The following is a 14,187-nucleotide window of genomic DNA, read 5'->3' as shown; positions in this document are numbered from 1 at the left end:
GCACATGAACAAGATGAGACCGATCGCGGTCGTCGCGGCCGGTGTGGTCGCGGCCGCGGGGCTCGCCGCCTGCGGCGGCGGGGATTCCGGATCGTCGGGGAGCGGCCCCGGCTACAACGCCGGTGTCAACGCCGTCGTGAACAAGTCGGACAAGAAGGGCGGCACTCTCAAGTTCGCCAGCTCCGACGACTTCGACGCGCCGGACCCGGGCAACACCTACTACGCCTTCTCGCAGAACATCGCGCGCCTCTACGGCCGCGGGCTGACGACGTTCAACCCGGCCGCGGGCGAGGAGAGCCTGAAGGTCGTCCCGGACCTCGCCACCGACCTCGGCCAGTCCAGCGACGGCGGCAAGACCTGGACGTACAAGCTGCGCACCGGCGTCAAGTACGACGACGGCTCCACGGTCACGTCGAAGGACGTGAAGTACGCGGTCGAGCGGAGCAACTACTCCGAGGAGCTGCAGCTCGGGCCGAAGTACTTCAAGCAGTACCTGGTCGACAACAAGCCGGCGTACAAGGGTCCGTACAAGGACAAGAGCGACGAGGGCCTCAAGTCCATCGAGACCCCCGACGACCAGACGATCATCTTCCACCTGAACACGCCGTTCCAGGAGTTCGACTACCTGGTCGCGATGTCGCAGACCATGCCCGTGCCGAAGGCCAAGGACACCGGCCTGAAGTACGAGAGCGCGATCGTCTCGTCCGGCCCGTACAAGGTCGACAACTACACGCGCGGCAAGTCCATGTCGCTGTCGCGGAACCCGAACTGGAACCAGAGCACGGACCCGATCCGCAAGGCTCTGCCCGACAAGGTCGAGATCCAGCTCAAGCAGAACGCGGACGACATCGACCAGCGGCTCCTCGCGGGCTCGCTGGACATGGACATCGCGGGCGTCGGCGTCCAGTCGGGCACCCAGCCGAAGGTGCTGGCCGCCGACCAGAAGCCGTACGTCGACAACCCCGTCCAGGGCTTCCTGCGGTTCATGTCGCTGAACCAGCACGTCAAGCCGCTGGACAACATCCACTGCCGCATCGCCGTGCAGTACGCGACCGACAAGGTCGCCGCGCAGACGGCCTACGGAGGCCCGCTGGCCGGCGGTGACACCGCCACCACGGTGCTGCCCCCGTCGGTCGCCGGGTACACCAAGTTCGACCTGTACCCGCAGAAGCAGGCCGAGGGCGGCGGGCTCGACCAGGCCACGCTCGCGAAGGCCAAGCAGGAGCTGCAGCAGTGCGGCCAGCCGAACGGCTTCAGCACCAAGATCTCGGCCCGCTCCGACCGGCCGAAGGAAGTCGCGATGGCACAGGCCATCCAGCAGAGCCTGACGAAGGTCGGCATCAAGACCGAGATCGTCCAGTTCCCCGCCGGTGACTACTTCAACAAGTACGTCGGCGTGCCGAAGTACGTCCACGACCACGGCATCGGCATGATGATCATGGCGTGGGCGGCGGACTGGCCGACCGGCTACGGCTTCCTCGCGCAGATCGTGCACGGCAGCGCCATCAAGCCGTCCGGTGGGAACAACCTCGCCGAGCTCAACGACCCGAAGGTCAACAAGGGTCTGGACGACGCCATCGCCAACCCGGACGAGGCGGCCCGTCTGAAGGCCTACGGCGAGGTCGACAAGCTGGTCATGCAGACGGCCATGGAGGTCCCGCTGGTCTACGCGAAGGCCCTGATGTACCGGCCGAAGCGCGTCACCAACGCGGGCATCACCTACTCCTACGGCGGAATGTACGACTACCTCAACATGGGCGTGGAGTAACCACTCCGCTCGTCCATGCGTCCCTCTGAAGGCAGGTGAAGGCGACGCCCGCCGGCCGGGTCAGGACCCACAGGTCCGCCCGGCCGGCGGGTGGGGCCGCGCAATGTGTTCGCATACATCGTCCGGCGCCTCATCGGTGCCGTCCTCATGTTGCTGCTGGTCAGCCTGGTGACCTTCGGCATCTTCTTCTGGCTGCCGAAGCTGGCCGGGCAGACGACCGACCAGATCGCGGCCGCCTACGTCGGCAAGGCGCCGACGAAAGAGGCCATCCTCGACACCAAGGAGCGCCTCGGCCTGGACGACCCGGTCGTCGTCCAGTACGGCAACTACCTGAAGGCGCTCGTCGTCGGCAAGGACTACAAGGCCGGCCCGGTCACCGACCACTGCCCGGCGCCTTGCATGGGGTTCTCGTTCCGCAGCAGCCAGCCCGTCCTGGAGACGCTGCTCGACCGCGCCCCGGCGACGGCGTCGCTCGCGCTCGGCGCCGCGGTCGTCTGGCTCGCCGGCGGTATCACCGTCGGCGTCATCTCGGCCCTGAAGAGAGGCACGCTCTGGGACAGAGCGGCGATGATCATCGCGTTGAGCGGTGTGTCGCTGCCCATCTACTTCACCGGCCTCGTGTCACTAGCGCTGTTCTCATACAGCATCAAGATCTTCCCAGGCGGCGGCAGTTATCTGCCCATAACCACTGATCCGGTGAAATGGTTCCAGTCGCTGGTGCTGCCCTGGGTGACGCTCGCGTTCCTTTACGCGGCGATGTACGCGCGGCTCACCAGAGCGGGCATGCTGGAGACGATGAACGAGGACTACATCCGCACCGCCCGCGCCAAGGGCCTGCCGGAGAAGACCGTCGTCACCAAGCACGCGCTGCGCGCCACGCTGACGCCAATCATGACGGTGTTCGGCCTGGACCTCGGCCTGCTGCTCGGCGGCGCGGTCCTCACCGAGAGCACCTTCGGCATCCCGGGCCTCGGCCGGCTCGCGATCGACTCGATCAACACCGGTGACCTGCCCATGGTGCTCGGCGTCACGCTGATCACCGCCAGTTCCATCGTGGTGATCAACCTGATCGTCGACCTGCTGTACGCCGTCGTCGACCCGAGAGTGAGGCTGGGCTGATGGCCGGGACCGCACCCGTCGCGGACGCCGCGGGCGCCGGCGAGGCCTCCGGCGCGTTCCTCGACGTCCGCGACCTGAAGATCCACTTCCCGACCGACGACGGCCTGGTGAAGTCGGTGGACGGCCTGACGTTCCAGCTGGAGCGCGGCCGCACCCTCGGCATCGTCGGCGAGTCCGGGTCGGGCAAGAGCGTGACGAGCCTCGGCATCCTCGGCCTGCACAACAAGCGCAACGCCGACGTGTCCGGGGAGATCTGGCTGAACGGCAAGGAGCTCGTCGGCGCCTCGCAGACCGAGGTGCGCCGGCTCCGCGGCCGCGACATGGCGATGATCTTCCAGGACCCGCTGTCCTCGATGCACCCCTTCTACACGGTGGGGAACCAGATCATCGAGGCGTACCGGGTCCACAACGACGTGTCGAAGCAGGTGGCGCGCAAGCACGCCATCGACATGCTCGGACGGGTCGGCATCCCGAAGCCGGACAAGCGGGTCGACGACTACCCGCACCAGTTCTCCGGCGGGATGCGGCAGCGTGCGATGATCGCGATGGCGCTGTCCTGCGACCCGGAGCTGCTGATCGCCGACGAGCCGACGACGGCGCTGGACGTGACCGTCCAGGCGCAGATCCTCGACCTCATCCGCGACCTGCAGCAGGAGTTCAACTCCGCCGTCATCATGATCACCCACGACCTCGGGGTGGTCGCCGAGCTGTCCGACGACATCCTCGTGATGTACGCGGGCCGCTGCGTCGAGTACGCGTCGGTCGACGACGCGTTCCACCGCCCGCAGCACCCCTACACGTGGGGGCTGCTCGGCTCGATGCCGCGGCTGGACCGGGAGCGGTCGGAGCGGCTCATGCCGATCCAGGGGTCGCCGCCGAGCCTGATCAACGTGCCGTCCGGGTGCGCGTTCCATCCGCGCTGTCCCTACGCTGAGCTGAACGACGGCAAGAGCGAGACCGAACGACCCGAGCTGGTCGAGGTCGAGCCCGGCCACAAGGCCGCGTGCCACCTGCCGCTGGAGAAGCGGCGGGAGATCTGGGCCGACGAGATCAAGCCGAAGCTGTGACGAGCGCGGGTGGGAACGTGAGTGTGAGCACATCGAAGACCCCTGCGGACGAGACCCGTCCGATCCAGGAGGGCGAACCGCTGCTGGAGGTCGAGAACCTCGGCAAGCACTTCCCCGTCACCGCGGGGCTGCTGCGCCGGCAGGTGGCGGCGGTGAAGGCCGTGGACGGCGTGTCGTTCTCGGTCCGCAAGGGCGAGACCCTCGGGCTGGTGGGCGAGTCGGGCTGCGGCAAGTCCACCACCGGCCGGATGATCATGCGGTTGCTCGACCCGAGCTTCGGCAAGATCGTCTTCGAGGGGCAGGACATCACGAAGATGTCGCAGGGGCGGCTCCGGCCGTACCGCCGCGACCTTCAGATGATCTTCCAGGACCCGTACTCGTCGCTGAACCCGCGCAAGACGGTCGGCGCGATCGTCGGGGCCCCGTTCCGGCTGCAGAACATCGAGGCCAAGCAGGGCGTGAAGAAGGCCGTCCAGGAGATCCTGGAGCTCGTCGGCCTGAACCCCGAGCACTACAACCGGTACCCGCACGAGTTCTCCGGCGGGCAGCGGCAGCGCATCGGGATCGCCCGCACCCTCGCCCTGAAGCCGAAGCTGATCGTCGCCGACGAGCCGGTCTCCGCGCTCGACGTATCGGTGCAGGCGCAGGTGGTAAACCTCCTGGAGGACCTGCAGGACGAGCTCGACCTCACCTACGTGGTGATCGCGCACGACCTGTCGGTGGTCCGGCACATCTCCGACCGCGTCGCCGTCATGTACCTAGGCAAGATCGTCGAGGTGGCGGACCGGTCGGACCTGTACGAGCGGCCGATGCACCCGTACACGAACGCGCTGCTGTCGGCGGTCCCGATCCCGGACCCGTCCGAGCGGGGCGAGCGGCAGCGGATCCGGCTGCAGGGGGACGTCCCGAGCCCCCTCGACCCGCCGCCCGCGTGCCGGTTCCACACCCGCTGCTGGAAGGCGCAGGACATCTGCAAGCAGGTCGAGCCGCCGCTGGTCGAGCTCAGCCCCGGCCACCAGGCCGCCTGCCACTTCCCGGAGAACACCACGGTCAGCGCGACCGACGCGGTCGCCAAGGCCGCGGTGGCGCCGGGCACCGCCCCGGCCGACGACTCCGAGCCCGCGGAGTAGCCCGCGGCCCGGCAGGCTCCCGCACGACGAAGGCCCGGCCCCCTCCACGTGGAGGGGGCCGGGCCTTGTCCGTCGTGCCGCCGCGCGGCTACTCGGTGGCGATGGCCTTCAGGACGTCCATGCGCCCGGCCCGCCACGCCGGCCACAGCGCCGCCAGCACCCCGATCAGCGCGGCGACCACCAGGTAGACGCCGAGCGTCCCGTACGGGACGGCGAGGACCCCGAGGCCCTTGTCGGCGAGGGCGTTCTGCATCGCCGCGCCGAACCCGACGCCGATGCCCATGCCGAGCAGCGCCCCGAACACCGCGATCATGATGGCCTCGACGCGGATCATGCGGCGCAGCTGGCGGCGGCTGATGCCGATCGCCCGCAGCAGCCCGATCTCGCGGGTCCGTTCGATCACCGACAGGGCGAGCGTGTTCACGACGCCGACCGCGGCGATGATGACGGACATGGCCAGCAGGATCGTCAGGAACGTCACGAGCCCGTCGACCTGCTTGCTGATCTGGTCCTTCAGCGCCGCCTGGTCGGACACGTCCAGCGCCGGGTAGTCCCGCAGCGCGTTCTCGATGCCCGCCTTGGTGGCGGCGTCGGTCGTCGCGGTGTCGACGATGACCGCGTCGATGAACGGGCGGACCGTGTGCTGCCGGTACACCTGCTCGGCGATGACGTTCTGGCCGATCAGGTCGCTCTTGGTGTAGATGCCGGTGAGCCGCAGCGACTCGGTCCTGCCGTCGGTGAACTGGACGGGGACGGAGGACCCGACCGTCCAGCCGTGCTTCTTCGCCGACTTGTCGTCCACCATCATCCCGGCGGCGCCGAGGTCGCTGGAGCCCGCGACCATCTTCAGCCGCGCGGCCTTCACGATCTCGGTGACGTCACCGGACATGACCGACCCGCGCTTCCCGGCGATCTTGGCGTCGGCGCTGTAGGTCGGGGACGCGTTCCGCACCCCGGGCGCCGTCTTGATCTTCCCGGGGACCTCGGCGCCGATGGAGCCCGCGCCGGTCGGCATGACGAGGTAGTCCGCGCCGAACTGCGCGTCGACCTGCTCGTCCACGGACGCGCGCATCGTCGCGCCGAGCACGTTCACCGTCGTGATCAGCGCCAGGCCGATCATCAGCGCGGCGGCCGTCGCGGCGGTGCGGCGCGGGTTGCGCAGCGCGTTCTGCCGCGCGAGCCGTCCCGGCGACCCCATCAGCCGCGCGAACGGCGAGCCGAGCACCCGCAGCACCGGGACGCTGATCACCGGGGCGAGCATCGTCACCCCGACGAACACCGAGAACGCGCCCGCCCCGACGAGGACGGCGGGGTTGCCGCTGCCCGCGAGGCCCACCGCGATCAGCCCGGCGCCCGCGAGGGTCAGCAGCGACCCGAGCGCCACCCGGATCCGCAGCGACCGCTGCGGCAGGGCCACGTCGTCCCGCATCGCCGCGACCGGCGGGATCTTCGCCGCGCGCCGCGCCGGGAAGTACGCCGACACGACCGTGACGACGATCCCGACGACATACGACCAGATCACCGGCTTCGCGGTGAACGTCAGCCCGCCCTGCCCGGCGTCGCCCATCTGCGACTGCAGCAGCGACGCGAGGCCCGCGCCGACGACGAGGCCGAACGTCGACCCGATCACGCCGACCGCGACCGCCTCGCCGATCACCGCGCGGGTGACCTGGCCGCGGGCCGCGCCGATCGCGCGGAGCAGCGCGAGCTCGCGGGTCCGCTGCGCGACCAGCATCGAGAACGTGTTGAAGATGATGAACGCCCCGACGAAGATCGAGATCAGCGCGAACACCAGCAGGAACGTCCGGAAGAAGTTCATCATCGCGGCGACGTCGCTCTTGGACTCCTCGCGGAGCTTCTCCCCGGTGACGGCCTCCACGCCCTGGGGGAGGACCTTCGCGACCCGGTCGCGCAGCTCCGCCTGCGACACGCCGGTGGAGCCCATCTCGATGTCGCTGAAGTAGCCGGGCTTCAGCATCAGCGCCTGCGCCGTCGGGGTGTCGAACGCGGTGACCGTCGCGCCCATCAGGTTCCCCGTGTCGATCAGCCCGACGAGCTTCATCCGCTGCGGCGGACCCGCCGTGATGACCCGCACGGTGTCGCCGACGGCCAGCTTGCCCTTCTCGGCGGTCTTCGCGTCGACCACGACCTCGGCGGGGCCCTGCGGCGCCCGCCCCGACTTCAGGTCGTACGACCCGCCGGTCGTCCAGTTCGCGCCGATCTGCGGCGGCCCGTTCTGCGGGGTGCCGACGACCTTGCCGTCCTTGCCGACGACCGCCGCGTACCCGGTGACGTTGCCCTTCGGGTCCTTGACGCCCTCGACGCCCCGCAGCGCCGTCAGCACCGACGCCGGGACGGGCTGCGCCGCCATGCCGTCGTCGTCGCCGTCCACGACCTTCTTGGCCCGCACGTCCACGGCCACGTTCTTGCCGACCCGGCTGAACAGGTCGTCGAACTGCTTGTTCATGCTGTCGGTGAAGATCAGCGTGCCCGCCACGAACGCGACGCCGAGGATCACCGCGACGCCGGTCAGCAGCAGCCTGATCTTGTGCGCCGCGAGGTTGCGGAGCGTGACCTTGCCCATCATCGCGCCGCGACCCCCGGCTCCTCACCGGACGGGCGGACGGGCGCGCCGACGGAGTCGAAGCCCTTCATCCGCTCCAGCACCCGCTCGGCGGTCGGCTCGTGCATCGTGTCGACGATCTGCCCGTCCGACAGGAACAGCACCTGGTCGGCGTACGCCGCCGCGGACGGGTCGTGCGTCACCATCACGATCGTCTGGCCCATCCGCCGGACCGAGTCGCGCAGGAAGCCGAGCACCTCCGCGCCGGACCGCGAGTCGAGGTTCCCGGTCGGCTCGTCCGCGAAGATGATCTCCGGGCGGGCGGCGAGGGCGCGCGCGCACGCCACCCGCTGCTGCTGCCCGCCGGACAGCTCCGACGGGCGGTGCTTCAGCCGCGGCCGCAGCCCCACCGTGTCGATCACCGCGTCCAGCCACTGCCGGTCCGGCTTGCGGCCCGCGATGTCCATCGGGAGGGTGATGTTCTCCAGCGCCGTCAGCGTCGGCACCAGGTTGAACGCCTGGAAGATGAACCCGACCTTGTCGCGGCGCAGCCGCGTGAGCTGCTTGTCGCGCAGCCGGGTCAGCTCGGTGTCGCCGATGAAGACCTGCCCGGAGTCCACCGAGTCCAGGCCCGCCATGCAGTGCATGAGCGTCGACTTGCCGGACCCGGACGGGCCCATGATCGCGGTGAAGCGGCCGCGGGGGATGCCCACGGTGACCCCGTCCAGCGCGACGACCTGGGCGTCGCCGCGCCCGTACACCTTCGCGATCTGCTGGGTCCGTGCGGCGAAGTCGCCCGCCCCGGGCGCGGTCTGCGCGCCGGCGGTCGATGGGGCGGTGTTCGTCACGAGAAACTCCCGAGTGTGAGTGAGCTGGGTTCCACCGGACCGCGCCCGAGCCCCCGGCGATCCGACTCTCAAAACAGTAGGAGTCCGGCACGCTCGTGTGATGCGCCCCAGGAACGGACTTGGCCGTCCACCCGTGGCAGGAGGCGCACCCGCCTGATCGTCCTCCCGGAGTAGGCGCGTCCACCCGGAGGACAGGGGTCTCTCAGGGCCCTACCCTGAGGCCCCGTCCCCGGGGCCCCGCGCCCGCCTGCGGCGGGACGCCGACGGCGCGTCAGGGACGTCCCCGACGCGCCGTTGTCGCTCACTGTAGCCGTGGCACCGTGGTGCTAGGACCAGGGTGTTACCGCAGGCTGGCTCTCTGTACCTCGGGCTAGCTCTGGCCCGGGCGGCTCAGGCCCGTCTCGTACGCGTACACCACGGCCTGCACCCGGTCCCGCAGCCCGAGCTTCGCGAGGACGTTCCCGACGTGCGTCTTCACCGTCGTCTCGCTCACCACCAGCTCGGCCGCGATCTCCGCGTTCGACTGGCCCCGCGCCACGTGCGACAGCACCTCGCGCTCCCGCTCGGTCAGCGTGTCCAGGCCCGGCGGCGGGGACGCGTCCCGCACCGCGGGCAGCCGCGTCGCGAACTTGTCCAGCAGCCGCCGCGTCACGCTCGGCGCCACGATCGCGTCGCCCGCCGCCACGATCCGGATCGCCTGCACCAGGTCCTCCGGCGGCGAGTCCTTCAGCAGGAACCCGCTCGCGCCCGCGCGGACCGCCTCGATCACGTACTCGTCCAGGTCGAACGTCGTCAGGATCAGCACCCGCGGATCGTGCGAGGCCGCCTCCTCCCGGATGATCCGCCGGGTCGCCTCGATCCCGTCCACGCCGGGCATCCGGATGTCCATCAGCACCACGTCCGGCAGCAGCGAACGCGTCATCTCCACGGCGGCCGCGCCGTCCCCGGCCTCGCCCACCACCGCGATGTCGGACTCGGCCTCCAGGATCAGCCGGAACCCCGTGCGCAGCAGCGGCTGGTCGTCCACGAGCAGCACCCGCACCGCACTCATCGCGCTCCGCCCTTCCGGGGGACGTCCCCCAGGCCCGCCGCGGTCATCGCGCCGCCTCGCGTCCGTCCATGGTCCCCGCTCCTCGCCTCACGCCGCTCCTGCCCAACCTACGGCCTCGCGCCGCACGCCTCGTGCCGTACGCCTCGTGCCGCCCGCTCTTACTCGCCTCACGCCTCGAGCGGGAACCGCGCCCGCACACCGAACCCGCCGCCGACCCGCGGCCCGATCCTCAACTCGCCACCGTACAGCGCGACACGCTCGTACATGCCGACGAGCCCGTGGCCCGGATTGTCGCCGTCGTCCGCCATGATCGTCGCGGTGCCGTGCCCGTCGTCCTCGATCTCCACGGTCAGGTCGCGGTCGCCGTAGTACAGCCGCACCCACGCCCGCGCCTGCGGGCCCGCGTGCTTCAGCGTGTTCGTCAGCGCCTCCTGGATCAGCCGGAACGCCGCCACGTCCACCCCCGGCGACGGCGGACGCGCCTCGCCCTCGATCCACAGCTGCACCGCGAGGCCCGTCTCCCGGACGTGGTCGAGCAGCTCCCCGAGATCGCCGAGGCCCGGCTGCGGCGCCAGCTCCCGGCCCGCCCGCTCCGGGTCGCGGTCGGTCCGCAGGACGCCGACGATCCGCCGCATCTCGCTCAGCGCCGTCCGGCCGACCTCCTCGATCGTCGACATCGCCTCCCGCGCGCTGCCCGGGTCCCGGTCGATGATCCGCCGTGCCGCGCCCGCCTGCACCGTCATCACGCTCACATGGTGCGCCACCACGTCGTGCAGCTCCCGCGCGATCCGCGACCGCTCCTCGATCCGCGCCGCCCGCGCGTCGGTGCCCCGCGCCCGCTCCAGCCGGGCCGCGCGGTCCTCCAGCTCGGCGAAGTACGCCCGCCGCAGCCGCAGGTTCCGACCGAGCACCCACACACCGATGACCAGCGCGCAGTCCGTCAGCAGCGCCCCCGGCGACACCGACACCGGCAGCAGCGCCAGATACGCCACGAAATAGGCGAACGCCGCCGCCCCGCCCAGCGCGCTCTGCGCCAGCCCCCGGTGCGCCGCCACGCTGTACACCGCGATCAGGAACGCCCCGACGTCCGGCAGCGACGGCGGATATCCCGCCACCACCAGCGCCAGCTCCCCGCCGAGCACCACCAGCAGCACCGCCATCGGATGCCGCCGCCGCCACGTCAGCGCCATCGTCACCACGACGACCAGGAGCCCGTCCCACACGTCCGGCGTCCGGAACTTCTCAAGATCGGAGTCGGCCGGGAGGTTCTCCAGGAACAACTGCGGCAGCCCCGCCGCCAGCAGCCCGAGCGCCAGCAGGGCGTCCGCCGCCTGCGGACGCCCCCGGAGCCAGGCGCGGAGGGAACGAAAACCACGGATGCGGGGTGACACGACTCTCACCCTAGGAGGTCGCGCCAGGTCGTGACCCCTCCTGTACGGGGATCCGCCGTCATCCCCAAGGAGGACGCGCAGGCCCCGCCCCTACGCCGCTCCGGACCGGCCGGCGCACAGGCCGACACGCCGAGCGCGCCGGGGCGTCCCGATCAGAGGTCGTCGCGCTCGCGCGCCGACGGACGCGCCCCGCCCGCCGGCTCCAGATCCGCCGGGGACGGACGCCGCACCGGCGCCTCCGGCAGCGGCGGGGGAGTGCCCCCGAACTCCGGGCACCGCTCCCGGTGGTCGCACCAGTCGCACAGCCGCCCGGCCCGCGGACGCCACTCCCCGGTGTCCATCGCCCGCCGGATCGCCTCCCACAGCGCCTCCACCTTCCGCTGCGTCGCCCGCAGGTCCGACTCGTCCGGCTCGTACCGCAGCACCTCGCCGTTGCCGAGGTACATGAGCTGCAGCAGCCGCGGCACCCGCCCCTGCAGCCGCCACAGCACCAGCGCGTAGAACTTCATCTGGAACAGCGCCCGCGCCTCGAAGTCCGCGCGCGGCGCCGTGCCCGTCTTGTAGTCGACGATCCGGACGTCGCCGCTCGGCGCCACGTCCACCCGGTCGATGTAGCCCCGCAGCTTCAACCCCGAGTCGAGCACCGTCTCGACGAACAGCTCCCGCTCCGCGGGCTCTAGCCGCCGCGGATCCTCCAGCGTGAAGTACCGCTCCACCATGCGCCGCGCCTGCTCCAGCCACTCCGCCCGCTCGGCGTCGCCCTCCTCGCCCGCCTCGAACAGCCCCGCCAGCTCCGGCTCCGCCGCCAGCAGCCGCTCCCACTCCGGATCGAGCAGCTCCGCCGCCGCCGCGGCCGTCCGCCCGTCCCGAGGAAGGTCGTACAGCCGCTCCAGCACCGCGTGGACCAGCGTCCCCCGCGCCGCCGCGGCGCTCGGCCGCTCCGGCAGCCGGTCGATCACGCGGAACCGGTACAGCAGCGGGCACGTCATGAAATCGCTCGCCCGCGACGGCGACAACGACCCCACCACCTCGACCTCCGGCGCCTCCCCGCCGGAACCCCCGCGCGCGGACGGAACGGACGCCTCACTACCCGCCTCGGTCGTCGTCATGGCACAGCACACTAGGCGACGCCCCCGACGAAATCCCGCAACCCGGCGCCCCCGCCCGCGCCCCCGCCCGGCCCGCCGCCCGGCCCCGACCGCGCCGCGTCCCGGGCCCTCCCGCCGGACGCCGCCGGACCGCCCGCCCCACCGGGGCCGTAGCATCGGTGACGTGACACACAGCGCGCCCCCGACCCAGGGCAAGACGCCCGAAGGCCAGCACGGCCCCGACCGCGGCCCCGCCGCGCGGCCCGGCCTGCTCATGGGCCGCCCCTTCGGCGTCCCCGTCTACGTCTCGCCCAGCTGGTTCCTGGTCGCCGTCCTCGTCACCGTCATGTTCGAAGGACAGGTCCACGACGTCGTCGAACGCCCCCTCAGCTACCTCGTCGCGTTCGCCTACGCCCTCCTGCTCTACGGGTCGGTGTTCGTCCACGAGCTCAGCCACGCCGTCACCGCCCGCGCGTTCCGGCTGCCCGTCCGCTCCGTCACCCTCCACGTCCTCGGCGGCGAGACCTCCATCGAACGCGAGGCCCCCACCCCCGGACGCGAGTTCCTCATCGCCTTCGCCGGGCCCCTCGTCAACCTCGTCCTCGCCGGGATCGGCGTCCTCGCCCACGTCCTCCTCCCGCTCCCCGACGTCGCGGTCCTCCTCGTCGACGCCCTCACCTTCGCCAACCTCCTCGTCGGCGTCTTCAACCTCCTGCCCGGCCTGCCCCTCGACGGCGGACGCCTCGTCCGCGCCGCCGTCTGGAAGGCCACCGGACGCAGCCGCACCGGCGCCATCATCGCCGGGTGGGTCGGCCGCGGCGTCGCCATCGCCACCCTCGTCGCCGGAGCCCTCCTCGCCACCTACGGCACCGGCGCGGACGGCGGCATCGGCTGGCTCGCCCTCCTGTGGTCCGCGCTCGTCGCGTCGTTCATCTGGGTCGGCGCCACCCAGTCCATCCGCGCCGAGTACGTCCGCGACCGCATCCCCCTGCTGTCCGCCCGCCGCCTCGCCCGCCGCGCCACCCTCGTCACCGCCGACACCCCCCTCGCCGAGGCCGTCCGCCGCGCCCGCGACGACCACTCCGGCGCCATCGTCATCGCCGACCACGACGGCAGGCCCCTCGGCCTCGTCAGCGAGAAGGCCGTCACCGCCACCCCCGAGCACCGCCGCCCCTGGATCACCGCGGGCGAACTGTCCCGCGGCGCGGGCGACCTCACCCTCCCCGCCGACCTCACCGGCGAAGACCTCATGGACGCACTCCGCCGCGCCCCCGCGTCCGAATACCTCCTCGTCGAACCCGACGGACGCGTCTACGGCGTCCTCGCCACCGCCGACGTCGACCGCGCCTTCGCGGGCATCTGAACCACCCGCCCCCGGCGCCCCGCGGCGGCCTGACCTGCCCGCGCCCGCCGATAGCCTTGACCACCATGAGCGAACCCCAGCCGAACGACCCCCCCACCACCCCAGGCCGCACCCCCCACGGCCCGTTCCGGCCAGGAGACCAGGTTCAGCTCACCGACCCCAAGGGCCGCATCAACACCATCACCCTCCAGCCAGGCAAGCTCTACCACTCCCACAAGGGCTCCGTCCCCCACGACGACATCATCGGCAGCCCCGAAGGAACCGTCTTCCGCTCCACCGGCGGCACCGAATACCTCGCCTTCCGCCCCCTCCTCGCCGACTACGCCCTCCGCATGCCCCGCGGCGCCGCCGTCGTCTACCCCAAGGACGCCGCCCAGATCGTCGCCATGGCCGACGTCTTCCCCGGCGCCCGCGTCGTCGAGGCGGGCGCCGGATCAGGCGCCCTGTCCTGCTTCCTCCTGCGCGCCGTCGGCGAACACGGCCTCCTCTCCTCCTACGAGCGCCGCCCCGACTTCGCCGACATCGCCCGCGCCAACGTCGAGAGGTTCTTCGGCGGGCCCCACCCCGCCTGGCGCCTCACCATCGGCTCCCTCGAACACGCCCTCGCCGAGACCGACGTCGACCGCGTCGTCCTCGACATGCTCGCCCCCTGGGAATGCCTCGACGCCGTCGCCAAGGCCCTCGTCCCCGGCGGCATCGTCTGCGCCTACATCGCCACCACCACCCAGATGTCCCGCGTCGTCGAGGACCTCCGCGCCCACGGCACCTTCGCCGAACCCCACGCGTCCGAGACCATGCT

Annotated in this window: 11 protein-coding genes; 6 read left to right on the top strand and 5 right to left on the bottom strand. The window is 71.5% G+C overall.

From position 1 onward, the window contains the following. Positions 1 to 4: 4 nt before the first annotated feature. The 4 genes from ACH01S_RS07315 to ACH01S_RS07300 all read left to right on the top strand — a co-directional run bounded on the left by ACH01S_RS07315 (position 5) and on the right by ACH01S_RS07300 (position 5,084). On the top strand, positions 5 to 1,768 hold the full coding sequence (locus ACH01S_RS07315; protein WP_067886792.1) for an ABC transporter substrate-binding protein: 1,764 nt from the start codon (positions 5 to 7) through the stop codon (positions 1,766 to 1,768). A 105-nt stretch (positions 1,769 to 1,873) separates the two neighbouring features. Beyond that, positions 1,874 to 2,887, top strand: a complete 1,014-nt coding sequence (locus ACH01S_RS07310; RefSeq protein WP_148344721.1) for an ABC transporter permease — start codon at positions 1,874 to 1,876, stop codon at positions 2,885 to 2,887. Then, positions 2,887 to 3,954, top strand: coding sequence for an ABC transporter ATP-binding protein (locus ACH01S_RS07305; protein WP_067886790.1), 1,068 nt, complete (start codon positions 2,887 to 2,889; stop codon positions 3,952 to 3,954). The genes ACH01S_RS07310 and ACH01S_RS07305 overlap by 1 nt, the downstream gene beginning before the upstream one ends. Before the next feature lie 23 nt (positions 3,955 to 3,977). Beyond that, on the top strand, positions 3,978 to 5,084 hold the full coding sequence (locus ACH01S_RS07300; RefSeq protein ID WP_148344720.1) for an ABC transporter ATP-binding protein: 1,107 nt from the start codon (positions 3,978 to 3,980) through the stop codon (positions 5,082 to 5,084). 88 nt (positions 5,085 to 5,172) lie between these two features. Here the strand turns inward: ACH01S_RS07300 and ACH01S_RS07295 are convergent, their stop codons facing one another. The 5 genes from ACH01S_RS07295 to ACH01S_RS07275 all read right to left on the bottom strand — a co-directional run bounded on the left by ACH01S_RS07295 (position 5,173) and on the right by ACH01S_RS07275 (position 12,046). After that, entirely contained in the window at positions 5,173 to 7,671 is a 2,499-nt protein-coding gene (locus tag ACH01S_RS07295) for an ABC transporter permease (RefSeq protein ID WP_246237152.1), read from the bottom strand. Further along, positions 7,668 to 8,495, bottom strand: coding sequence for an ABC transporter ATP-binding protein (locus tag ACH01S_RS07290; RefSeq protein ID WP_067886784.1), 828 nt, complete (start codon positions 8,493 to 8,495; stop codon positions 7,668 to 7,670). The genes ACH01S_RS07295 and ACH01S_RS07290 overlap by 4 nt, the downstream gene beginning before the upstream one ends. A 370-nt stretch (positions 8,496 to 8,865) precedes the next feature. Next, entirely contained in the window at positions 8,866 to 9,546 is a 681-nt protein-coding gene (locus tag ACH01S_RS07285; RefSeq protein ID WP_067886782.1) for a response regulator, read from the bottom strand. A gap of 167 nt (positions 9,547 to 9,713) precedes the next feature. Continuing rightward, positions 9,714 to 10,937, bottom strand: a complete 1,224-nt coding sequence (locus ACH01S_RS07280) for a sensor histidine kinase (RefSeq protein ID WP_067886777.1) — start codon at positions 10,935 to 10,937, stop codon at positions 9,714 to 9,716. 152 nt (positions 10,938 to 11,089) lie between these two features. Then, complete coding sequence (locus tag ACH01S_RS07275; protein ID WP_083980424.1) at positions 11,090 to 12,046, bottom strand: RecB family exonuclease; 957 nt, start codon at positions 12,044 to 12,046, stop codon at positions 11,090 to 11,092. A gap of 163 nt (positions 12,047 to 12,209) precedes the next feature. Here ACH01S_RS07275 and ACH01S_RS07270 point away from each other — a divergent pair, with 163 nt between their 5' ends. Together ACH01S_RS07270 and ACH01S_RS07265 are read left to right on the top strand one after the other, a co-directional pair. After that, the gene (locus tag ACH01S_RS07270; RefSeq protein WP_067886772.1) at positions 12,210 to 13,388 is read left to right on the top strand and encodes a site-2 protease family protein; all 1,179 of its coding nucleotides are present in this window, start codon (positions 12,210 to 12,212) and stop codon (positions 13,386 to 13,388) included. Between the two features lie 65 nt (positions 13,389 to 13,453). Further along, positions 13,454 to 14,187 (top strand): tRNA (adenine-N1)-methyltransferase (locus ACH01S_RS07265; RefSeq protein WP_067886770.1); only part of this gene is annotated, 734 nt, incomplete at its 3' end.

Source organism: Actinomadura chibensis NBRC 106107 (assembly GCF_001552135.1).
In the GTDB taxonomy this organism is placed as follows: Bacteria; Actinomycetota; Actinomycetes; order Streptosporangiales; family Streptosporangiaceae; genus Spirillospora; species Spirillospora chibensis.
Note: the sequence above shows the minus strand (reverse complement) of the source record. Positions and strands in the feature narration are given on the sequence as shown.